At 26.1% G+C, this 23,118-nt stretch carries 26 protein-coding genes and 1 other RNA gene; 20 read left to right on the top strand and 7 right to left on the bottom strand.

Annotated features, from left to right (window positions below; genetic code table 11):
* Window positions 1-1,438 (top strand): Ig-like domain-containing protein (locus tag I2E83_RS03615; protein ID WP_195428564.1); only part of this gene is annotated, 1,438 nt, incomplete at its 5' end.
* Window positions 1,439-1,482: 44 nt separating this feature from the next.
* Here I2E83_RS03615 and ytaF read toward each other — a convergent pair.
* Window positions 1,483-2,106 (bottom strand): sporulation membrane protein YtaF, encoded by a 624-nt coding sequence (ytaF, locus tag I2E83_RS03610; protein WP_195264217.1) that lies wholly within the window; start codon window positions 2,104-2,106, stop codon window positions 1,483-1,485.
* A gap of 162 nt (window positions 2,107-2,268) precedes the next feature.
* On the opposite strand from ytaF, the gene I2E83_RS03605 reads away from it, so the two are divergent.
* From I2E83_RS03605 to ssrS, 3 genes are all read left to right on the top strand, one after another.
* On the top strand, window positions 2,269-2,538 hold the full coding sequence (locus I2E83_RS03605) for a DUF1292 domain-containing protein (protein ID WP_195264216.1): 270 nt from the start codon (window positions 2,269-2,271) through the stop codon (window positions 2,536-2,538).
* A 12-nt stretch (window positions 2,539-2,550) separates the two neighbouring features.
* Window positions 2,551-2,949 carry a hypothetical protein gene (locus tag I2E83_RS03600; RefSeq protein WP_195264215.1) on the top strand — a complete coding sequence of 133 codons (399 nt, stop codon included), beginning with the start codon at window positions 2,551-2,553 and terminating at the stop codon, window positions 2,947-2,949.
* A 68-nt stretch (window positions 2,950-3,017) separates the two neighbouring features.
* Window positions 3,018-3,208: non-coding RNA, 6S RNA (gene ssrS, locus I2E83_RS03595), on the top strand.
* A 175-nt stretch (window positions 3,209-3,383) separates the two neighbouring features.
* Here ssrS and I2E83_RS03590 read toward each other — a convergent pair.
* Window positions 3,384-3,584, bottom strand: a complete 201-nt coding sequence (locus I2E83_RS03590) for a hypothetical protein (protein WP_195264214.1) — start codon at window positions 3,582-3,584, stop codon at window positions 3,384-3,386.
* 307 nt (window positions 3,585-3,891) lie between these two features.
* Here I2E83_RS03590 and I2E83_RS03585 point away from each other — a divergent pair, with 307 nt between their 5' ends.
* The 6 genes from I2E83_RS03585 (at window position 3,892) to I2E83_RS03560 (ending at window position 9,522) form a co-directional block, all read left to right on the top strand.
* Window positions 3,892-4,083: a DUF896 domain-containing protein gene (locus tag I2E83_RS03585; protein WP_195264213.1), complete on the top strand. Its 192-nt coding sequence runs from the start codon at window positions 3,892-3,894 to the stop codon at window positions 4,081-4,083.
* 12 nt (window positions 4,084-4,095) lie between these two features.
* Entirely contained in the window at window positions 4,096-5,004 is a 909-nt protein-coding gene (gene hprK, locus I2E83_RS03580) for an HPr(Ser) kinase/phosphatase (protein WP_195264247.1), read from the top strand.
* Between the two features lie 61 nt (window positions 5,005-5,065).
* Window positions 5,066-6,463 carry an aminopeptidase gene (locus tag I2E83_RS03575; RefSeq protein ID WP_195264212.1) on the top strand — a complete coding sequence of 466 codons (1,398 nt, stop codon included), beginning with the start codon at window positions 5,066-5,068 and terminating at the stop codon, window positions 6,461-6,463.
* A 132-nt stretch (window positions 6,464-6,595) separates the two neighbouring features.
* Window positions 6,596-6,814 (top strand): phage holin, encoded by a 219-nt coding sequence (locus I2E83_RS03570; RefSeq protein ID WP_195264211.1) that lies wholly within the window; start codon window positions 6,596-6,598, stop codon window positions 6,812-6,814.
* Between the two features lie 129 nt (window positions 6,815-6,943).
* On the top strand, window positions 6,944-8,161 hold the full coding sequence (locus I2E83_RS03565) for a MerR family transcriptional regulator (RefSeq protein ID WP_195264210.1): 1,218 nt from the start codon (window positions 6,944-6,946) through the stop codon (window positions 8,159-8,161).
* 101 nt (window positions 8,162-8,262) lie between these two features.
* A complete protein-coding gene (locus tag I2E83_RS03560; RefSeq protein WP_195264209.1) occupies window positions 8,263-9,522 on the top strand; it encodes an MFS transporter in 1,260 nt (419 codons plus the stop codon).
* A gap of 111 nt (window positions 9,523-9,633) precedes the next feature.
* Here the strand turns inward: I2E83_RS03560 and I2E83_RS03555 are convergent, their stop codons facing one another.
* A complete protein-coding gene (locus I2E83_RS03555; RefSeq protein ID WP_195264208.1) occupies window positions 9,634-10,470 on the bottom strand; it encodes a PHP domain-containing protein in 837 nt (278 codons plus the stop codon).
* A gap of 132 nt (window positions 10,471-10,602) precedes the next feature.
* On the opposite strand from I2E83_RS03555, the gene I2E83_RS03550 reads away from it, so the two are divergent.
* Genes I2E83_RS03550 through folK form a run of 7 tightly spaced genes read left to right on the top strand, consistent with a single transcriptional unit; the run spans window position 10,603 to window position 15,995 of the window.
* A complete protein-coding gene (locus I2E83_RS03550; RefSeq protein ID WP_195264207.1) occupies window positions 10,603-11,196 on the top strand; it encodes an aminodeoxychorismate/anthranilate synthase component II in 594 nt (197 codons plus the stop codon).
* Window positions 11,189-12,538, top strand: coding sequence for an aminodeoxychorismate synthase component I (gene pabB, locus I2E83_RS03545; RefSeq protein WP_195264206.1), 1,350 nt, complete (start codon window positions 11,189-11,191; stop codon window positions 12,536-12,538). Before I2E83_RS03550 ends, pabB begins: the two co-directional genes overlap by 8 nt.
* On the top strand, window positions 12,538-13,281 hold the full coding sequence (locus I2E83_RS03540; protein ID WP_195428563.1) for an aminotransferase class IV: 744 nt from the start codon (window positions 12,538-12,540) through the stop codon (window positions 13,279-13,281). The genes pabB and I2E83_RS03540 overlap by 1 nt, the downstream gene beginning before the upstream one ends.
* Before the next feature lie 12 nt (window positions 13,282-13,293).
* Entirely contained in the window at window positions 13,294-13,848 is a 555-nt protein-coding gene (folE, locus tag I2E83_RS03535; RefSeq protein ID WP_195264204.1) for a GTP cyclohydrolase I FolE, read from the top strand.
* 11 nt (window positions 13,849-13,859) lie between these two features.
* Complete coding sequence (locus I2E83_RS03530) at window positions 13,860-14,333, top strand: HD domain-containing protein (protein WP_195428561.1); 474 nt, start codon at window positions 13,860-13,862, stop codon at window positions 14,331-14,333.
* A gap of 26 nt (window positions 14,334-14,359) precedes the next feature.
* Entirely contained in the window at window positions 14,360-15,169 is an 810-nt protein-coding gene (gene folP / locus I2E83_RS03525; RefSeq protein ID WP_195428559.1) for a dihydropteroate synthase, read from the top strand.
* A 10-nt stretch (window positions 15,170-15,179) separates the two neighbouring features.
* The gene (gene folK, locus I2E83_RS03520; protein WP_195428557.1) at window positions 15,180-15,995 is read left to right on the top strand and encodes a 2-amino-4-hydroxy-6-hydroxymethyldihydropteridine diphosphokinase; all 816 of its coding nucleotides are present in this window, start codon (window positions 15,180-15,182) and stop codon (window positions 15,993-15,995) included.
* Between the two features lie 111 nt (window positions 15,996-16,106).
* Here folK and I2E83_RS03515 read toward each other — a convergent pair whose 3' ends face one another.
* Window positions 16,107-16,595 carry a DUF4883 family protein gene (locus I2E83_RS03515; RefSeq protein ID WP_195264200.1) on the bottom strand — a complete coding sequence of 163 codons (489 nt, stop codon included), beginning with the start codon at window positions 16,593-16,595 and terminating at the stop codon, window positions 16,107-16,109.
* Window positions 16,596-16,712: 117 nt separating this feature from the next.
* On the opposite strand from I2E83_RS03515, the gene I2E83_RS03510 reads away from it, so the two are divergent.
* The 3 genes from I2E83_RS03510 to I2E83_RS03500 all read left to right on the top strand — a co-directional run bounded on the left by I2E83_RS03510 (window position 16,713) and on the right by I2E83_RS03500 (window position 19,520).
* Complete coding sequence (locus I2E83_RS03510; RefSeq protein WP_195264199.1) at window positions 16,713-17,144, top strand: hypothetical protein; 432 nt, start codon at window positions 16,713-16,715, stop codon at window positions 17,142-17,144.
* A gap of 157 nt (window positions 17,145-17,301) precedes the next feature.
* Window positions 17,302-18,330, top strand: coding sequence for a pyruvate kinase (locus I2E83_RS03505; RefSeq protein ID WP_195264198.1), 1,029 nt, complete (start codon window positions 17,302-17,304; stop codon window positions 18,328-18,330).
* A 416-nt stretch (window positions 18,331-18,746) separates the two neighbouring features.
* On the top strand, window positions 18,747-19,520 hold the full coding sequence (locus I2E83_RS03500) for a response regulator (RefSeq protein WP_195264197.1): 774 nt from the start codon (window positions 18,747-18,749) through the stop codon (window positions 19,518-19,520).
* A gap of 164 nt (window positions 19,521-19,684) precedes the next feature.
* Here I2E83_RS03500 and I2E83_RS03495 read toward each other — a convergent pair whose 3' ends face one another.
* From I2E83_RS03495 to I2E83_RS03485, 3 genes are all read right to left on the bottom strand, one after another.
* Window positions 19,685-20,005: a DUF1540 domain-containing protein gene (locus I2E83_RS03495; protein WP_195264196.1), complete on the bottom strand. Its 321-nt coding sequence runs from the start codon at window positions 20,003-20,005 to the stop codon at window positions 19,685-19,687.
* A gap of 25 nt (window positions 20,006-20,030) precedes the next feature.
* Entirely contained in the window at window positions 20,031-20,573 is a 543-nt protein-coding gene (locus I2E83_RS03490; RefSeq protein WP_195428555.1) for an NADH peroxidase, read from the bottom strand.
* Between the two features lie 331 nt (window positions 20,574-20,904).
* The gene (locus I2E83_RS03485) at window positions 20,905-23,037 is read right to left on the bottom strand and encodes a tetratricopeptide repeat-containing sensor histidine kinase (RefSeq protein ID WP_195428554.1); all 2,133 of its coding nucleotides are present in this window, start codon (window positions 23,035-23,037) and stop codon (window positions 20,905-20,907) included.
* Window positions 23,038-23,118 lie beyond the last annotated feature (81 nt).

Below are 23,118 nucleotides of genomic sequence, written 5' to 3'. Positions count from 1 at the left end.
AGAATTAAAGATAAATGAAAGTTTAGGATTAAAAGCAAGTATTTCACCATCAGATGCAAACAATAAAGAAGTTACATGGACAACAAGTAATGAAGATATTGCAAATGTTGATGAAAATGGAAAAGTAACAGCTATAGTAGAAGGAAAAGCAACAATAACAGTAACAACAAAGGATGGAAACTTTAAAGCTATATGTGAAGTTACAGTGAAAAATGAAGAAGTACCAGTAGTAAAGGTAACAGGAGTAAGATTAGACAAAACATCAGTAGAATTAAAGATAAATGAAAGTTTAGGATTAAAAGCAAGCATTTCACCATCAGATGCAAACAATAAAGAAGTTACTTGGACTTCAAGTAATGAAGATATTGCAAATGTTGATGAAAATGGAAAAGTAACAGCTATAGGACAAGGAAAAGCAACAATAACAGTAACAACAAAGGATGGAAACTTTAAAGCTATATGTGAAGTTACAGTGAAAAATGAAGAAGTACCAGTAGTAAAGGTAACAGGAGTAAGATTAGATAAAACATCAGCAGAATTAAAGATAAATGAAAGATTAGAATTAAAAGCAAGCATTTCACCAGCAAACGCAACAAATAAAGAAGTTACATGGACAACAAGTGATGAAAAAGTCGCAAAGGTAGATGAAAATGGTAAAGTAACAGCTATAGGAGAAGGAAAAGCAACAATAACAGTTACAACAAAAGATGGAGGCTTTAAAGCTACATGCGAAGTTACTGTTAAGAGCGATAAGGATGATAATGGAACAACTAATCCTGTAGAAAATATAGTTGAAAAAGTAGAAAATCCTAATGGAAAGAATCAAGTAGTTATAAAAATTCCATCAAATGAAATTAGAGTTGAAATAAAAGATATAGAAGCTATAAAAACTGGAAATGGATCTTTTGAAATTAAAAATGGAGAAAATACTATACTACTACCATTTACCTTAATTGATAAAGAACTATTAAAAGAAGGTTCAAGTATAATTTTTGAAATGAAGGTTAAAGAAGATGCAACTATTACAGCTGGAATTAGAGGAGTTAAAAAAGTATTTGAATTCAACTTATTGATTAAGAATGGCGAAGAAGTAGTTACAGTTCATAGCTTTAAAGATGGAGTTGCAACTGTAACTTTAAAGTTAACAGATGAAGATTTAAAAGGCTTAAATAAGGCTAATTTAGCTGTATTTTATTATAATGAAGAAACTAAGACATTTGAACAATTAGAAACAACTATAAATGGAAATGAAATAACTTTTAAAACACCACATTTTAGTAAGTTTATAATTGCAGAAAAAGCTAATAATGAAAGTGGAGTAATTTTACCAGCTACTGGTGGGAATAATCCTATTTATTTAATAATTGTAGGTATAATTATAGTTGGAGCTGGAGCATTTATGTTATTAAGCAAAAAGAAAAAGATGGAAAATAAATAAATTCTATTAAAAAATTTAGGCTGCTAAATTATCTTTAGCAGCCTTTAGAATGCTCTTAGAAAAGCTAAAATTATAAGCATTGCACCTGATAGCCAAGAAAGGTTTATATTTGTAGTTTCAACAAACTTCTTTCCCATAAAAGCACCAAGTAAAATGGCTATTATACCAATTAAAAGAGCGACTATAAAAACGTCTATATAATTAATAGATATAAGGCTACTACCAAATCCAACAGCTAAACTATCTAGTGATAGGGCTAATGCAAGGTAAAATGCTTCTTTTGATGTAAGTATCTTAGATTTATCGAAATCAGCCTTTGTTTCATCTGCATATACTTGTAGAACAATATTAAAATCAAATAATTTAAAAGTTAATGGTGATAAATTATTTGATTTATTCTTAATATAAGATTTTAATAAACTTTCAAAGAGTCTATATACTCCTAAAAGAAAAAGTATAAGAAAACTCATAATTCTTGCAACATTAGCAGATATATAATTTTGAAGGAATCCACCAACAATAAGAGAAAGTCCAAGCATACTAGCTGATATTATGTCCACTATGAAAGCAGAGGTCAGTGGAATTTTGATTTTACTAGTTCCATATGCAATACTTGCTATGAATGAATCTATTGATACAGATAAAACTAATATTATTGTTTCAATCATAAATTTGTCCTCAGAAATTATTTTTACTTCATAATATGAAAAAAATATTTATATAGTTACAAAAAGTGATTTAATATAAATCTAAATTAATAAAAAAATAGTAGTAAAAAATCTTTTTTAAATATAAAATATTATTTGATAATTAAATTAAAGGAGAACAAAATGGATAATAAAGAATTGAACTTAGAAGATAATGAAAAGAAGATAATGAGTTTCTTAGATGAAGATGGTAATAAAATAGACTTTGAAGCTGTAGCAAGAATTTATTTAGAAGAAAAAGAATATTTGTTATTAGCTCCAATGGATGAAAAGAGCGAAGATGTGTATGTTTTTAGAGTAGATAATGTAGATGGAAAAGAAGAATTAAACTTAGTTGAAGATGATAAGGAATTTTTAGCGGTTAAAAAAGAATATAAAAAATTATTATATTAATTGGAGGAGTTTATGAATTATAGTAAGATTATAGAGATATTAGATGAAAATTATTTAACTGAAATTGAAGAATTAAAAAAAGAAGATGGTTTATTCTTGGTAAAATTCTTTTTAGATTTTGATGAAGATGTTTTAAAAGCAGCAAGAAGTTATTCAAATGAAGAAAGTGATTACGAAGAAGAAAGTAATGAATGGTATAAAGAATACTTTATTCCTTACCTTTATGACTATGGTAATGATGAAGTTGTTGATATAATTGAGGAAATAGTTGAAGAGCTAGAAATTTCAGGCGAAGTTATGGCTTTTCAGATTGATCCAGGAAATTGTGAAAATATTAAATTTATGGCATTGTTTACAGAAGAAGAAAGTGATTTATCTATTGAGGATGTTGCAAAAGAGTTTATTTGCTAATTGATAGATACATATGAAAAAAATTCTATTGCATATGAAGCAATTTATGATATAATAAAATCATAAAATAAATCCTGAGATGTGCGCTAAGCTTATAATATTCAACCTACATTATTGATACGGGATTTGCAATAGCTAAAACAATGTCAGGCTTCAGTAATTCACTTTATGTGGCAGGAGAAGGCAGCGGATTAGTGAGCTTAACCCACCTGCGAGCCGCAGGTATGAATATTTAAGTGAACGGCATGTTGGGAGTATATTTGTTAATAATACCTCATGTAATGAGGTGTTTTTTTTATTCAGAAAATATAGAAACTTTTAAGTTAATAGCTTATAAAGTTTCTATATTTTTTGTTTTATAAGGAATTATATTTAACTAATTTATAAATAAAGTAATCATCAAATTCACACATAATAAATAATTAGTAGACTATTTAAGCAACCTTTTTGAAAGGGTTGCTACCAAAGTGTCTTTTTACATATCTTTTATAGATATTCTTTTGTGATTTACTTATTAGCTTGTCCAAATCTTGTGAAAGATAAATTATTAATCTGTTGCTTGGAGAAAGATACCCTAATAAAAAGTTAAGTATAGCTTTCTTTAGTAGTATTTGTCTTCTACATTTCTTTATCATTTTTAGTAGCACCTCCATCTATTTACAAAATACATCGTGTTATAACAATATTATACCAAAAAGTATAAAGATGTAAAATAAATTCATAAAACAAATAACAACAAATTAGTTTAAAATTTTACTGTATCCTTTATCAAAAATTGTAAAAATATCAAATATAATGGAAGGCATATAAAAATATTACATGGATATAAAAAATAACGAGAAAAGAGTTTGTCGAAATTATATAAGTTGATATTGATTTAAATAGAGGGTAAAATATAAGAAAGAATTAAAATTAAAATTAGAATAAAGAGGAGAACTAAAGATGGATTATCAAAGTATGAAAATGGATGATGTAATAAAAAGAATTAATGAACTTTATAAGAAGAGTAAAGAAGAGGGATTAAACGATTTAGAAAAAGAAGAACAACAAATTTTAAGAAGAAGATATATAGATAGTGTAAAAAATAATTTTAGAGCTCAACTAGAAACAGTGGAACCAAAAAAAAGAAATTAAAGGGTGATAAATTTGTCAGTTACAGTTGAAAAAATAATAAAAGATTTTGACATGGAAGTATTGGTTGAAGGGGAAAAAGATGTAGAAATATTTGTAAATGATATAAATAGACCAGGATTACAATTATCAGGATTTTATAATTACTTTGCTCCTGAAAGAATACAAGTAATAGGAAAAGCAGAATGGAGTTTTTTAGAGGCAATGGGCCTTGAACTTCGTAAGAAAAGAATAGATAAGTATTTCAGTTTTAATTTAAAATGTCTAGTGATTACAAGAGATTTAGAACCTCAAGAGGAGTTATTAAAAGCAGCTAAGAAAAATAAAATTTGGCTTATTAGAACTAAATTAGTAACAACAAAACTTATTAGTAAGCTAACTATTTATCTTACAGGACAATTAGCACCAGAAACTAGACTTCATGGAGTATTGGTGGATGTGTATGGAATAGGAATATTGATAACAGGAGAAAGTGGAATTGGCAAAAGTGAAACTGCTTTAGAACTTATAAAAAGAGGTCATAGATTAGTAACTGATGATGCGGTAGATATAAAAGAAATTGATGGAGAGTTAATTGGTAGGTCACCAAGAATTACTATAGGTATGCTTGAAGTAAGAGGAATTGGTATAATAGATGTCGCATCGTTATATGGGTTAAGTTCTATATTACCTGAAAAGGATATACAATTACTTATGCATTTTGAGCATTGGAAAGATGATGGGGATTACGATAGATTAGGATTAAATGATGATCGTCAAGATATATTGGGAGTTAAAGTTAAAAAACTTAGAGTTCCTGTAAGGCCAGGAAGAAATATCGCTGTTATAATAGAGGCTGCGGCTGTAAATTATAGACATTCACTAATGTCTGAGGTTACTCCGGTAGATATAATTGAAAGTAGAATGGATAAGATAATAGAATAATACTTATATTAATAGTATAGGTTTAAAAATACTTATAATAAATAAAATCAGGAGGGCTAATATGGATAAAAAGGAAGATAAAAAAAATCCTTGGTTAAAATATACGGGAGATAAGAAAGATGAATTATTTGATTTTTGTAAAGGATATATAGATTATATGTCTTTATGCAAAACAGAAAGAGAATGTGTTTTAACAAGTATAGATATGGCTGCTGCTCTAGGATATAGAGATTTAGAAGAAGTTATAGAAAATGGGGAGACTTTAAAAGTTGGTGATAAGATATTTATAAATAATAAAGATAAAGCATTAGCACTATTTCTTATAGGTGAAGAGCCAATTGAAAAAGGTATGAGAATAATAGGATCTCACGTAGATTCTCCAAGATTGGATTTAAAGCAAAATCCTCTATATGAAGATTCTAACCTTGCAATGATGGAAACTCATTATTATGGTGGAGTTAAAAAGTACCAATGGGTCACATTACCATTAGCATTACACGGAGTTGTTGTTAAGAAAGATGGTACCAAAATTGATGTAGTAATTGGTGAAGATAATAATGATCCTGTTGTAGGAATATCTGATCTCTTAATACATTTATCTGCAGATCAACTTCAAAAGAAAGCTAATGTAGTTATTGAAGGTGAAGATTTAAATTTATTAGTTGGAAATATGCCTTTAGAAGGATGCGAAAAGGATGCTGTTAAAGCAAATATTCTTAATATCCTAAAAGAAAAGTATGATTTTGAAGAAGAAGATTTCTTATCAGCTGAAATAGAAGTAGTTCCAGCAGGAAGAGCTAGAGAATATGGATTAGATAGAAGTATGATAATGGCATATGGTCAAGATGATAGGGTTTGTGCTTATACTTCATTAATGGCTCTTTTAGATTTGGATAAAAGCAAATATACTTCAGTAGTATTATTAGTTGATAAAGAAGAAGTAGGAAGCAATGGAGCAACTGGGATGCATTCAAAATTCTTTGAAAATGTTGTAGCTGAAGTTATGGATAGACTTGGAGAATATTCAAGCTTAAAATTAAAAAGAGCATTAGCAAACTCAAAGATGTTATCAGCAGATGTAACAGCTGCTTATGATCCTAATTATCCTTCTGTAATGGAAAAGAAAAATTCTGCATATTTCGGTAAGGGCCTTGTATTTAGTAAATATACAGGCGCAAGAGGAAAATCAGGATGTAATGATGCAAATCCAGAATTTATGGCATGGCTTAGAAATGTTATGGATAAAAATGATGTTTTATTCCAAACAGCTGAACTTGGTAAAGTAGATCAAGGAGGCGGTGGAACGATCGCATATATTTTAGCAGAATATAATATGGAAGTTATCGATTGTGGTGTAGCGCTTCAAAATATGCATGCTCCTTGGGAAGTAGCAAGTAAGTTAGATATCTATGAAACTATGAGAGGATATAAGGCTTTCTTAGAGGAAGAATTAGAATAAATAGTTTAATCAAGAATAGAGTTAAGACTGTATCAATACTAGTATTTTACATATATTGATACAGTTTTATATTTTATTCACATAATTAGATTTTAGTGAATAAAATATATCATAGGCAAGAGGTGATTTACTATGAATTTTGATTGGTCAAGATTTAAGAACTATGGTTTATGGGTTTCTATTCTTGCATTAATTCCAATGATTTTAAGTGCTTTTGGTGTACACATAGTTCCAGAAGAATATCGAACTATAACTCATGCAATATTATCTATATTAGTTGCATTAGGTATAGTTAGTAATCCTACAACTCAATCCAAATGGTTTAATGACGATAAAAGAATAGATAAATAAATTTAAATATAATTATTTATAGAGATATTATTTTTAATAATATCTCTATTTAATTATTAGAAGTATTTGAAAGCCATAATAAATTAATATAAAATTAAGTTATTATATTATTGAAAAGTGAGAGTATATATGAAAATTGGGGAATTTAGTAAGATAAACAAAATAAGTATAGAAACTGTAAGACACTATATGGATTTGGGCCTAATTATACCATATAAGAATGGGTCTCAATATGAATTTAATCAAAAGTGTCAAAAAGAACTTGAAAATATTTTAAATCTAAAATCTTTAGGATTTACATTAAATGAAATAAAATCTATTTTTGTTTATGAGACCTTAGGAAAGCTTAGTATCACTGAAAAAAATAATATTTTACATGATTTATTTACATTAAAGAAAAAGGAAATAAGTAAAAAAATAAATGAACTAGTAGAGATAGAAACTAAATTGACAAAGAAAATAAAAGATATAAATTCAGTAGAGGTAAAAAGAAATTTTAGTTTAGGAATAGATATTAAAAATTTAAATTTATTATCATGTGTTAGTTGCAGAGAAGATTTATACTTAGAAGAAGGCAATATAAAAAACAACCAAATATTAGATGGAAAGTTAAAGTGCACTTGTGGTATTAGCTATAGTGTAAAATCTGGAATATTAATTGTTGATGAGTATGCTGAAAAAAAGAGTAGTGAAGTAAATAACAACATTATTGAAGAGTATATAAAAGAAACCGATGAAAATTATATTTTGAATGTAAGAAAAGGATTAGATTGGGTTCATAATGAGCTTTGTAAGCTTGATTTTAGTGATAAAGTAATCTTAGAAATAGGAAGTGGATTAGGGTTTCTATTAAGAAATTTATATGATGATTTAGATGAGAGTAGCGTATATATTGCTATAGATAATAATATTGAAAAGCATAATTATTTGAAATCATTAATTGAAAGAAGTAATACTAAAAAAAATATAATGTTTATTTGTACAGATTTTAAGTATGTGCCAATAAAGGAAAAGTCCATTGATTTATTTTTAGATTATGGAGGGAGCAGTAATTACTGGTTTGAAAAAAATGATTTTTCTATTAAAGATATATTAAAGTATTTAAAAGAAGATTCATATGTTGGGTTATCGTACATTTTATTTAAAAAATTTGTGTTAAGTAACTCCATAAAAGAAGAAAATAGAAAAAATTTTAATATTAATTATATTAAAGAAGAGCTAAAAAAACATAACTTTAAAATGATATCAGAACAGAAATCAGATTATTTAAACAAACCTAGTATATATGAAGATTATTTTTCAGAAAGTGAAGAAGTTTATTCATATTTGTATTTTGGAAAACGGTAGGGTTAACCCTATCTTTTCTTTTGAGTTTAATAAAAATAAGAATATTAGATACTTGATATGGTGTAAAGGAGAGAGTATAGAATTTTCTAGAGGTGATAAGAATGAAATTTATAAAAAATAAAGGCGATAGAAATGCTCTCTTATTTTATCTAGGAAGCTTAGTATCAATATTTGGGACAACGATATATACTTTTGCAATAAGTTTATATACGTTAAAGATGACTGGATCAAGTGTTAGTTTTTCTACAACATTGATTTTAAGTATAATACCTATAATTATACTAAATCCAATTGTGGGAGTTATGGCTGACAAATTTAATAAGAAAAAATTAGTAGTTACAGCTAATCTATTAAATGGAATATTTCTAGTTATAATATATTTAATAAGCAATTGGAAGGGGTTAAGCATTGGAATTATTTATTTAAGTACTTTTGTTATTAATAGTATAAATATTATATTTGATGTTAGTATAGATTCTTCAATACCTAATATTGTTTCGAAAGAAAAAATAGTTAATATCAATGCAGGAAATCGAATAATAGATTCAATATCCTCTGTACTTGGTCCAGTATTTGGGGGAATAGCTTTTGCTATATTTGATATAGAGTTTTTTATATTAATAAATTCTATTTCATTTTTACTTTCAGCTATTTTAGATACTTTGATTGATTTTAAATATAATACTAATAGTGAATTAGAAGAGAAGCAGGATAAAAGAATTACGATAGGAAATTTGAATTATTTTAAGGAAATAGCAGAAGGTTTTAAATATTTAATAAGCAAAAGATACATTGTTGAGATTCTAGCCCTATTTATAATAGTTAACTTCTTTATTTCTTTCTCGGTTACTATTCCAATACCAATTATTTTAAATAATATATTAGAAATTCCAGCTAAAAGTTTTGGATTAATTCAGGGAGCAATCCCGATAGGTATGATAATAGGCGCATTTATGGTAAAAAAGATCATAGCAAAATATAAGTTGAATAGTATCTTTTCAGTAACAGGAATAATTATGTCTGTGAATATAATATTACTTTCTATCCCACTTTTTATTAATAACATAAATAATATAAATGTATATGTTATTTACTATTTGCTTATAATGATCTTTATGGGAATATGTGTATCTTTAGTTGATATTCCTTTTTCATATACTATGCAAACTAATATAGAAGAAGAATTTAGAGCGAGGTCTTTAAGTTTAACAATAAGTATAGTAAAAGTAGTTGTTCCTATATCATATTTAATATCAGGAGTTTTACTTCAAAATATAGAAGCTTATATAGTAATTTTATTTGGAGGAATTACAGTATTAATAGTAAGTATAATATTCTATAAATATATATCAAAGAAATAAAGAGATGTATAAGACACCTCTTTATTTAGAATGAAAAGTATAAAATTATGATAGTATTTTACATTAGATTATTTTCATTTATATTATTAAGGAGCTGCTACAGACAGCTCTTTAATTATGAGAGAGAACCCAACTTAACATAGAGATTATAGAATCATCTTGAGGAATATTAACATCACCTACACTTCCATGACCTTCATCATTAGGAATTCCATGACAATCTGATCCGCTTGAAATAAATAAATTTCTGTCTTTAGCTAGCCTTAAAAATTTATTTGTATCTTTTTCGGTATTTTTATAATAAATAGCTTCAAGTCCATCAAATCCCAAATCTAATAAATCTTCAACAGGTGTTTTTTTAACCAATACAGGATGTGCTAAAAAAACTAAGGCACCATACTTTTTTAATAGTTTAATACCATCTTTAGTAGAAAGTTTAGTAGATGGAATATAAGCTGGACAATTATTACCTATAAAGTTATCAAATATATAATCATGGTCATAAGGATAACCAGCATCAATTATAGCTTTTGCTATATGAGGTCTTGCAATAGTATCTTTTCCATTAGATAAAACTTTATTTATATCAATTTCAATATTATGATATTTTTTTAGATTATCAACTATCTTATATGCTCTAGAAATTCTTCTTTCTTTAAATTCATTTAATATATTATTAAGTTCCAGATGATCATAATTATCTTTATTAAAGAAGCCTAAAACATGGATTGATTCACCATTATATTCTGTAGAGAGTTCTATTCCAGGAATAAATTTAACATTGAGAGTTTCAGCCTCATTTAAAGCTTCTTTTATACCAGTTAATGTATCGTGATCTGTTAAAGAAATATAGTCTAAGTTCTTTTCTTTTGCCATTTTTACAATATCGCTAGGAGTGAATCTACCATCAGAACAAATAGAATGAATATGCAAATCGCATTTAAACATATATCTTCTCCTTTCAAATTAATAATATATAACTTAGAATTTTAAAGTTATATACTATTATGATATAATTTATTCATTAAAATAATTTTAACATAATAATATTGCTTTTAACACAAAACATGGAGGAGATTTATGCTTTTAATGATAGATAATTATGATTCGTTTGTGTTTAATTTAGTTAGATATATAGAAGAGTTAGGAGAAGATGTTTTAATATATAGAAATGATAAGATAACAATTGAAGAAATAGAAAAGCTAGATATAGATGGAATAATAATTTCTCCAGGCCCTAAGACACCTACTGAAGCAGGGATATCACTAGATATCTTACATAATTTTAAAGGCATTAAGCCTATACTTGGAATATGTCTTGGGCATCAGTGTATAGGTCATTATTTTTCTAGTAGTGTAATAAAAGGAAAAGAGCCTGTGCACGGTAAAATAAGTTATATTAATCATTCAAATAAAGGTGTATTTAAAGATATAAAAAATCCATTAAGAGTCACAAGATATCATTCTCTTATAATAGATGAGAAAAATCTTAGTAGTGATTTAGAAGTTACTAGTTATACTGAAGATAATGTAGTTATGGGGGTTAGACATAAGGAATATCCTATTTTTGGAGTTCAATTCCATCCTGAAGCTGAAATGACAGAAGATGGACATAAAATAATAAAGAATTTTATAGAGATATCAAAGAACTTTAGGGAGGATATGAATGGTTAAAGTAAGAGAAGTTAAAATTAAATTTAATCCTCTTGAGGTTTATAATATTTTTAAGGATGGAGTAAATACGATATTATTAGATTCATCTAAAGAAGATAAAATTTTATCTAAATTTTCATTTATAGGTATAAATCCTTTTATGATTTTTGAGTCCAAAGGACAAGAATTATTTATTAACAAAGTAAAAGTACAAGGTGAACCATTTTGGGTTCTAGAAAGTCTTATAAATAAATATAAATACGATAATAACGAATATGAAAATATACCTCTTATTTCAGGCGCAATTGGATATATATCATATGATACAGGAAGAATATTGGAGAGGATTCCAGATACAAGTAATGAAGATTTTAATATAAGTGATATGAAGTTTATTTTTTATAAGAATATAATAATTTTTGATTTAGAAAATAATAAGCAATACATAACATCAATAAGTGATACTAATTATAATGAAGAGTTAGATTATTTAGAGAAAAAGATAGGTTTAGCAACTGTAATAAAAGAGAAAAATTTTGAATCTATAAATAATAATTTTAAATCTAACTTTGAAAAAGAAGACTATAAAAAAGCAATTACTAAATTAAAAAACTATATTGTAAATGGTGATGTTTATATTGCTAATATGACTCAAAGGTTTTATACGGAAAATGAGGAAGATCCATTTGAAATATATAAAAAATTAAGAACTATAAATAAGGCTCCTTTCTCTGCATATATGAATTTTGAAGATTTTCAAGTAATAAGTTCATCACCTGAAAGATTTATAGAAATAAATAAAGGCAAAGTAGTTACAAGGCCAATAAAAGGGACAAGACCTAGAGGGAAGAATGAAGAAGAGGATATAAAGAATAGTCTAGAACTTATTAATAGCGAAAAAGATAGAGCAGAGTTATTAATGGTAGTAGATCTTGAAAGAAATGATTTAAGCAAGGTATGTAAACCTCACTCTGTAAAAGTAACTGAACTTTTTAAGCTTGAAAAATATGCGACTGTATTCCATTTAGTTTCAACTGTAGAGGGAAGATTAAAGGATAATGTATCTGCAGTGAAGTGTATTAAAGAATGTTTTCCAGGGGGATCTATAACAGGAACACCCAAAATTAGAGCTATGGAAATAATAGAAGAATTAGAGGGGTTAAAAAGAAATCTTTACACAGGTTCTATAGGTTATTTTGATTTTAGAGGAAATGCAGATTTTAATATTGCTATAAGAACAATTATTAAGAAAGATAATAAGGCGTACTTTGGAGTTGGTGGCGGTATAACTTATGATTCTATAGAAGAAGATGAATATAATGAAACACTAGATAAAGCAAAAGCTTTAATGAGGGTATTATAATGAGAAATGTAATAGTTGGAAAAGATAAGATAACTATAGATAGTGGATATTTTTTTGCAAGAGGTGTATTTGAAACTATACTAGTGAAAGAAAAGCCAATATTTTTAGAGAAACATATAAATAGACTTAATAATGGTATTAATACTCTGCAAATTGGAGAATTAGTAGAAGTAGAAGATATTAATAATTTAATAAAAGATTTTAATATAGAGAATTGTGCTTTAAAAATAGTTGTGACAGAAAAAAATATAGTATTAGAAACAAGAGAACTAGTATATAAAAGTGGAGATTATTTAAGAGGATTTTCATTAAAGATAGCAGGGACAATAAAAAATTCAACTTCTAAATTAACATATATAAAATCTATGAACTATTTAGAAAATATTTTAGAAAGAGAAGAAGCTACAAAAGAAGGATATAATGAAGTTATATTTTTAAATGAAAAAGGATATGTATGTGATGGCAGCTTATCTAATATATTTATTGTGAAGAATGGTACAATCTTTACTCCAAAAGTTAGTAGTGGATTACTTCCAGGGATAGTTAGAGATTATGTTATTAGAAATCACAATGTAATAGAGAAAGAAATAAATTTAGATGAAATAATGAATGCAGATGAAATATTTATAACAAATAGTTTATTAGGTATAATGGGAGTAAGTAAATTTGAAAATAGAATTTTGACAGAAAATAAAATCACAATTAAGATTAGAGAAGAGTATGAAGCACAAATTGAAAACTAGGAGGGGCGTTTAATGATAGATAGAGAAAAAATATTAGAAGGAGTAAAGCTAATATTAGAAGGTATTGGAGAAGATCCAAATAGAGAAGGGCTTTTAGAAACTCCAGATAGAATGGCTAGAATGTATGAAGAAATATTTTCGGGTATAGGACAAGAAGCAAAAGAGGAACTATCAAAAACATTTACTGTTGAGGGCAATGATTTAGTTCTTGAAAAAGATATTACATTTTATTCAATGTGTGAACATCACCTTGTACCTTTTTATGGTAAGGCTCATATTGCTTATATACCAAATGGAAAGGTTGCAGGACTTTCAAAACTTGCAAGATGTGTAGAAGTTTATGCAAAGAAACCACAGTTGCAAGAAAGATTAACAACAGAAGTTGCTGATGCAATAATGAAATATTTAGATGCAGAAGGCGTTATGGTAGTAATTGAAGGTGAACATATGTGTATGACTATGAGAGGTGTAAAAAAGCCAGGAACAAAAACTATTACAACAACGTACAGAGGATGCTTTAAAGACGATTATGAGCTAAGAAAAGAAGTAATGAGCTTATTAAAATAGGAGGTGGGATTTTGCAAAATGTTAACAAGATTCTAAATAGCCCTAAGTATAAAAGCTTATTAAATGAATTAAATGAATTAGAAATAAATAGAGAATTTTGCAATCATACCATTGAGCATTTCTTAGATGTTGCAAGAATTGCGTATATAACTGTACTAGAAAAGGGTTTGAAATATAATAAAGAAGTAATATATGCTATAGCTTTATTACATGATATAGGAAGAGTTTTGCAATATAATGAAGGAATAGATCATCATAAAGGAAGTGCCATAATAGCATCAGAATTATTAGAAGATACAAATTTTAGTAAGGAAGATAAAAATTTAATTATTAAATGTATAAAAGAGCATAGGCAAGAAAGTGATGATGAGCTTTCAAAAATTATATATAAAAGTGATAAGCTTTCAAGAAATTGTTTTAATTGTAAGGCTTATAATGATTGTTATTGGGATGAAAATAAAAAAAATAAAATTATAAGATTATAAAAATACAAGCTAAAGGGGAGAGAAATATGAAGATAGCAAATAAAGTAATAAATTTAGATGAAAGAACTTATGTAATGGGTATACTAAATGTAACACCAGATTCTTTTTCTGATGGTGGAAAATACAATGAAACTCAGGAAGCTGTAAAAAGAGCAAAGCAAATGGTAGAAGAAGGTGCCGATATAATAGATATAGGTGGAGAATCAACAAGACCAGGAGCAGAGTATGTATCTGAAGAAGAAGAAATAAAGAGAGTAGTGCCAATAATTAAAGCTATAAAAAATGAGTTAGATGTTTTAATATCAATAGATACTTATAAAAGTAAAACTGCAGAAGAAGCTATAAAAGCAGGAGCAGATATAATAAATGACGTATGGGGATTTAAAAAAGATAAAAATATGGCTAAAGTAGTAGCAGAATATAATGTACCATGCATACTAATGCATAACAGAGAAGATAAACCTTATACTAATTTAATGAACAATGTATTAGTAGATTTAATAGAAAGTATAAATATAGCTTTAGATGCTGGTGTAAAAAGAGAAAATATTATATTAGACCCAGGCATAGGGTTTGCTAAAACTTATGAGGAAAATTTGATTGTGATGAATAACTTGGAACGAATTGTAAATATAGGATTCCCTGTTTTACTTGCAACTTCAAGAAAGTCAATGATTGGATTAGCATTAAATTTACCAGTAGATGAGAGAGTAGAAGGAACTATAGCAACTACTGTAATGGGAATAATGAAAGGATGCAAAATCGTTAGAGTGCATGACGTGCTTGAAAATAAAAGAGCTTGCATAATGACAGATAAAATATTAAAAATGAAATAGAGGGAAAACTATGGATAAGTTATATTTAAAAGATGTTGAGATATTTGCAAACCATGGTGTATTTAATGAGGAAAAATCTCTTGGACAAAAATTTATATTATCTTTAGAATTAGATATAGATTTGAGCTTAGCATCTAAAACAGGAGATTTAACAAAGTCAGTTCATTATGGAGAGCTTTGTCATAATATCGAAAAGGAATTTCAAAAAGAGAGCTATGATTTAATAGAAACTGCAGCAGAAAAAATAGCAGAATACGTATTATACAATTATGATTTAGTAAAAAATATAAAAGTATATTTAAAAAAACCATGGGCACCAATAGGAAGACATTTAGATACAGCTGCAATTGAAATAAATAGAGGATGGCATAAAGCATATATTGCATTAGGTAGCAATATTGGAGAAAAAGAAGAAAATATAAATATTGCTATAGAAAAAATAAAAAGTAATAAGGAAATAAAATTAGTAAAAAAATCTACTATAATAGAAACAGAGCCATGGGGATATGAAGAGCAAGATAGTTTTAAAAATGCGGTTATAGAAGTAGATACTATATTGAATCCAAATGAGCTTATGACTTTGCTACTAGATATAGAAAAAGATATGAAGAGAGAAAGAATAATTAGATGGGGTCCAAGAGTAATAGATTTAGATATTATCTTTTATGATGATTTAATAACAAGCAATGATTTCGTAACAATACCTCATCCTAGAATGGAAGAAAGAGAATTTGTATTAGCTCCATTAAATGAAATTGCTCCTAATATGATACATCCATTAAATAAAAAAAGAGTGTTTAGAATGTTAGAAGAAATAAAAAAATAAAATAACAAAAAATAATAATAAAAATAGTTTTATAGAATAACATAAGTTAGATTAAAATAGGACAGTAGATAAGTTAGTGTAAAAATAAGAATTTATCTACTGTCTTTTAAATTATCCTTCAAATCCACTTGAAACTTTCTTTATATATTCACAAAACTTATATAAATTATAATAATCAGAGACACCTTCCATGGAAATATTATCCTTATCATATACCCCATCCCAAGGATGAATTGATATTAATTTGTCAGTATATGCATTTATTATATATTTTGCATCTGAGAACTCTATAATTAACTTATACTCAGGAGTAAGATCTTTTTCTATTTCAGCTCCATAGTTTTCATTACTTAATGACTCGATAAATTCAGGTAAAATGCTATGTTCACCTTCATTAACACTATAATACTTATATACATTTAAATCGAAAATTTTAATTGTATAGGATTCGTTATTATTTAGCTTTTCTTGAATTTGATTTGTATAGTAATTATTACTTGGTTTAGACTTTGGTCTTATGTATTGTGAGCTATTAAAATTACAACCAGTAAATAAAAATATAATTAATACAGAAATAGAAGCAAAAAAATATTTCTTCACGATTTACCTCCTCAAATAATAAGTTATATATAAACTTATTCTTATAAAAAAGACTTTAGAACATTTTTACACAAAAGAGAATATAATGAACTAATAACAATTTTCCTTGGAGGCAGGGTGAAATACGGAATAGATATAAATAATACTAGAATTTTAAACGCCATTTCACAAGGATTAAAGGAAAGAGGTAATTTCATTGTAAATTTATCTCAAATTCAAAATAGAAATATAGGGAAAAACTTATTAGAAAAGGTTCTTATAGCCAATATAACAAATATAGATTTTTATGTTGGAATAGAATTTAAAAAAGATATTTCGATGTGTGAAATATTTTATGATAGAAATTCAAAAATTTGCTGTGAAATGGTAGAAAATCTTTTGAAGAATAACCTTAAAAATACGATTTGTGAAAAAGGTGAACATCTTTACTTGCTTAAAAATACAAATGCACCCGGATTATATATAAAGATACCTCTAGAAAATGAAGAGATAATAGAAAAATTATATATAGAAGGAATAGTTAATATATTAGCTAATATTAATTTGTAATGTGTGATAGTAAAAATAATAGTATAAATATGATATGAAAGTTCTTTAAAAACATAATTTCATATCATATTTTTATGAAATTATACAAAGAGATTTTAGTAATAAAAATATTATTTGGGTAGTAGAAATAAGTATCAGTAATAATGGGGAGAGTATTATGCACATAATAGCAACTATAGGACCAAAATCTACAGATAAATGGATTATTAAAGAACTTATAGAAAATGGAGTAGATATATTAAGGTTAAATTGTTCTCATTTTAATAAAGACGAATTTGAATATGTAATAAAATTTTCTAGGGAGATAAAAAGAGATGTACATATACTAGTTGATTTATGTGGGAAAAAGATAAGAGTATCTAAAGATTTAAAATATATATACAAGATTTATAATGGACAAGAAGTGTATTTTTGTGGAGAAGATTTATATAGGAGCATAGATACTTCAAAACTTAATGAAATGAAGCTTATTCCTTTAACAATAGGAACAGAGGAAATAATAAAAAGTGACATTAAATCTATCTCTATGAAGGATAACACTATGAATTTCGAAATTATAGAAGTAGATAAAGGCGTAATAAAAACTAAAGTTATTAGAGGAGGAATTATAAGGGGAGGGAAGGGATGTAATTTATCTAATGTATATGATGATAAAACTTTTTTAAGTGAAGGAGATAAAGAGAATATATTATGGGCGTTAGATAATGATATAGATATAATTTGCCAATCTTTTGTTGAAAGAAAAGAAGATATTAATATAATAAATAAATTAATAAAAGAAAAATATCCAGATAATAAATGTAGACTATGGGCTAAAGTGGAAACACCTACTGGAATAAGTAATATTAAAGAAATTTTAGATGTAGTGGATTCCATTGTTATAGGAAGAGGAGATTTAGTACCTGAGTCAGGTATATTAAATGCTGTAAATCTTCAAGAGCAAGCTATTAATATTATAAAGGAAAGTAATAAAAAAGTTTTTATAGCAACACACTTATTAAATAGCATGAAGAATGGCAATCCTGCAACTTTGCCAGAAATAGAAAGCATTTATAAATTTATCAAATATGGTATTGATGGGTTTTTATTAGCTGGAGAAACTTCTATAGGGAAAGCTCCGATTCAAACTGTTAAGTTCTTAAAAAATGCAATAGAATATTATAGCATAGGTGATATAAATGAGTAAGAAGATAGAAAAAATTATTTATTCAATATTATGGATGCTTTTAGGAGTTGCAATGATTTTATTATTTTTATATGTATATGAATGTGTTTGGTGAGATATATTCTAAAAGATAATATCAATATTTACTATACTTTTAGTTTTAATTATGTAAATTATTAATTAAAACATAGGTTTAAATTAAAAATCTTTGAAGTAATTTTCAAAGATTTTTAATTTTTTTTGCCTTCAGTTTTCAAGTTGATATATAGTTTGCTCTGGCATAGAGTAAAGTTAAGAAATAAGTAAAATTATATATTTGATCTTTTTATTACAAAAGATTCACCTAAAAGATTCATAAGTTTAAAATTCTTACGATAAATATAAAGAAACGTATTTAATATATATTTGATTTAAAATGATATAAAGGTGGGAAGAAAATGTACAATATATTACATGTAGAGCAAAGTAGTTTTTTTTCTAAATTAGTAGAGAAAATTGTTAAAGAAAAAGGACATAAGTATATTAACGTAAATGGTTTTAATGAGGCAAGAGAAGTATTAAATTCGCAAAATGTTAGTCTTATAATATCATCATTATATGCTAATGGTGGAGATATTGAAGAGTTTGTAGGAGTAGTAAATAAAAGGTTTGATATTCCTATTTTTATAGTTACCAGTGAAGATATGGATGATAAAAGAAAAGATTTGGTTAATCTTGGTATAAGTGAATATATACTAAAAAAAGATTTAGAAGAAGAAATTAGAAATTATTTAGATAATATTTTTAGAGCTGACGAGTATATGAGGGATCTTCAAGAAGCTAATATTGCAATAGTTGAGGATAACGAATTTTTTATAGAGTTTGAAAGAGAAATATTAAGGAGTAGAAAAATATATAACGTAGATTATTATAAAGACGGGAAATCATTAATAGATAGTAAGAAGAAGTATGATATTTATTTAATAGACATTATTCTGCAAAATGAATTTGGCAAGGATTTAATTAGAAAAATAAGAAGAAGTAATATAGATGCATCAATTATAGCAGTAACTGCATTAGATAATAATAAAGCATTGTCTAAAATTTTAGATTGTGGTGCTGATGATTTTATAACTAAGCCAATAGATGAAGAATTATTCATAGCCAAGCTAAAGTCTAATGTAAGGATATATAGTCTTCAAAAAAAGCTAAATAAATTTATTGAAAATTAATTTTCTTAAGGGAAAAGAAATATTTTCTTATAGTTTTTGTAACAGTACTGACATAAAAACATAGTAATATATGTATATAGTTGTTAGCGCAGCTTAGCAATTAATAATTTATCCCCTTAATAAAAAAATGATATCCGTGATTGGATATCATTTTTTTTAGTATATTATTCTCTGCAAAAGCTTTCACAATTAGTTTGGCTATATAATTTAGCATCATTTCCTGAAACATTTATAGAGTTTAATGAACACAACTGATTTTCGTTATATTTACAGCTATTAACTTTACATACTAAACAACTACAAGGATCTCCTTCATCATAAACATTATTAGTTAAATTTCCATAAGTATATCTATCTAAGAATGATCCACAACATGTATCAGATTCAACATCTGAATTCTTCCCAACAACGTTTATACGATTAGCAAAACAAATGTTTTCTTTGTTATGAGAACAATTATTTGCACTACAATAAATTTTTTGCATTGAAATCTCTCCTTCTTAATGATTATTAATTAAAATATCTATCTAATAAGCCTTTGAATGCACATCCATGTCTAGCTTCATCTTTACACATTTCATGAACTGTATCATGAATAGCATCAAGGTTTTGTTGCTTAGCTAAATCAGCAAGTTTCTTTTTACCATCACAAGCACCATATTCAGCTTCAACTCTAGCTTGTAAATTTGCTTTTGTATCTGGAACAACAACTTCACCTAAAAGCTCTGCAAATTTAGAAGCATGTTCAGCTTCTTCATAAGCAATTCTTTTATATGCCTCGGCAACTTCTGGATATCCTTCACGATCTGCTTGACGTGACATAGCTAAGTACATTCCAACTTCAGTACATTCACCTGTAAAGTTAGCTCTAAGTGCTTCTAAAATTTCTGGGTCAAGACCACTTCCAGTACCAATCTTATGTTGATCTGCCCATTTCATTTCATCAGTGATTTCTTGAAATTTTTCAGGACCTACTTTACAGACAGGACAAAATTCTGGTGGTGCATCTCCTTCATGGATATAGCCACAAACAGTACAAACAAACTTTTTCATTTAGAATCCTCCTTAAAATAAATTTAGATAATAATCTAAAATATAGTAATAGTATTTACTAAATGCCTTAAAAAATACATAATTAATAAAAAGTAATATTTTAATCATAAAATTTAGGAGATGAGAATATTTACTTAAAGTAAATTAACATAATTTAAAATAAGAGTAGATTAAACTTTGGGGGGAAGGAAGAGTAAGTAAAGCTCATTTTAGCAATAATATAAAATAGTAAGACTATAATATTATAATGTAAGACTATAATATTATAATTAATAAATGAAAAAGTCATACTAAGTATAAAATAATAAACTTAGTATAACTTTTTACTAATTTAAAATAGCTCATAAATATCAGATAATTCTCTTATAATTTTTTCGTCATCTATGAAGTATTTAAAATCACTATTTTTTAATGATTGTTTTTTAGGTTGGGTTGGTAAATTAACTATTAATTCAGTGCCGTTAGTATATTCATCATTAACAATAATAAATCCTCCATGCATTTCAACTAGCCCTTTTGTTATTGATAATCCAATGCCGCTTCCTTCAGTATTTCTGGAGAGGGTATCATCTACTTTAAAAAACTTATCAAAGATAAGATTTTTTAGATTACTTGGTATTCCTATGCCGTCATCTCTTACAATTATTTTAGTAAAATTGTTATTGGAGTTAATTTTCACTAAAATATTGCCATTAGGATTAGTAAATTTTATTGCATTTGATAGAAGATTTAGCAATATTTTTTCTAATGCATAAGTATCTAAATTCATATATAATTTTTCAACATTGGTATCAAAAGTGACATTTAGTTTTTTGTATCTTGTATAGGGTATTATAGATAAGGTTAAATCTTCAATAAAAGATACTATATCTAGAGTTACAAGATTTAATTTAGATGATCCAGAATCAATTTTAGTTATATCTATTAAATTGTTTATTAATTTCAACATTCTTAAACAATTTTGTCTTACACTTTTTTCATATTTAAAAAAGTATTCCTTTATTGAATCAGGATCTCTATCTTTTAAAGAACTTATAAGCTGCACAGAAGAATAAATTATATTAATAGGAGTTCTAAGTTCGTGACTAAGATTAGAAAAGAAGTCGTTCTTAATTGAGTGATAACATTTTAGATTTTCATAATCATCAAATAATTGAATGTAAATATCAGAATTTTTATCTATATTGTAGCTTTCGAGAGTTTCTGTTGAAGCTTTAAGATAATTAAGGGCTTCTTTATAGTTTTCAAGAGCTTCAAAATCTTTATAAATTAATTTATATGAATTTATTGTATTCATATTTTTATATTTTTCAGAATAAAGCAATGATTTCTTGTGATGGAATAATGCATTATCATAGTCATTTAATCTATAAAATAAATTTCCATATGCTATTTCTAGCCAATAATCAAATTCCATGAACTTAAACTTTGTAATATTACTTTTATATATATAGTATGCATTGTCTAAGTAGTAAAATAAGTCATTTAATGATGGATCAATGATAGAGTCATCAGTTTGAGATATTTTATATTGGACTAGTAATAAATTATATTTTATAAGATAAGAATCAATATGATAAATATCTAACTTATAAATGCTTTTTTCAATAATATTAAATAGTTTATTTATATCATCTAGATTTTCATTGGATTTCATATATATTTGTAATAACTTAATATAGATGTCCATTTTAATATTAACAGGTAATGAAAGATCATAATTGTTTAAAATATTTTTATATAAATTTGTACTATCCTTAAATTTATATAATTGCATATTGACTGAGGCTATATGATAGTTTGCCAAAATTTCTATTTCATTTTGATTATTAATTTTTGAAATATATAAAGCTTTATTTAAAAGTTTTATTGATATATTATTTAAACTTAGATATTTATAATATATAATTCCAAGCATTAAATATGCTTGAGAGGAATATTTGTATTCATGTTCTGATAAAATTTTAAAGGAACTATCGATATTATTATATAAGTAAAGATCAAATTTATATATTTTTAAGTTTATAATAGAAGTATTTATATAAAGAAAAAGTAAAAGTTCAAATTGGTTAGTATCTTCTAAAAATGATTTACTTAAATTAAAATATTTTTTTTGTAATTCCATATTATTTATTTTTAAATTAGTAAGAGATAAAGAAATATACAAGGCTCCCATAATGAATGAATCCTTTATAAATTCTTTACTTTGAATCAATTCATTAAATATGTTTATAGCGCAAAAATATTCTTCTAATTTTTCATTACAAAGTCCAATTATAAGTTTTATCATAGATTGTTCGCTTTTATTAATTTTATTATTAATTAATCTATTTTCCATATCCTCAGATAAATCTTCAAGATAATTTCTTTTTATAAATAGATTTGGAGTAAAAAGTAAATTATTTATTGTATCTATATAAAAATTATTAGAGTTAGTTATTATTCCTTTATTAACAATTTCCATTTATATTACCTCCGCAAAATGACGAATTCATATAATATTTTACCATATATACAATTTTTTGTATAATATTTATGAAAAAAA

This window comes from Clostridium sp. D46t1_190503_E9 (genome assembly GCF_015555225.1).
Lineage (GTDB): Bacteria > Bacillota > Clostridia > Clostridiales > Clostridiaceae > Clostridium.
Note: the sequence above shows the minus strand (reverse complement) of the source record. Positions and strands in the feature narration are given on the sequence as shown.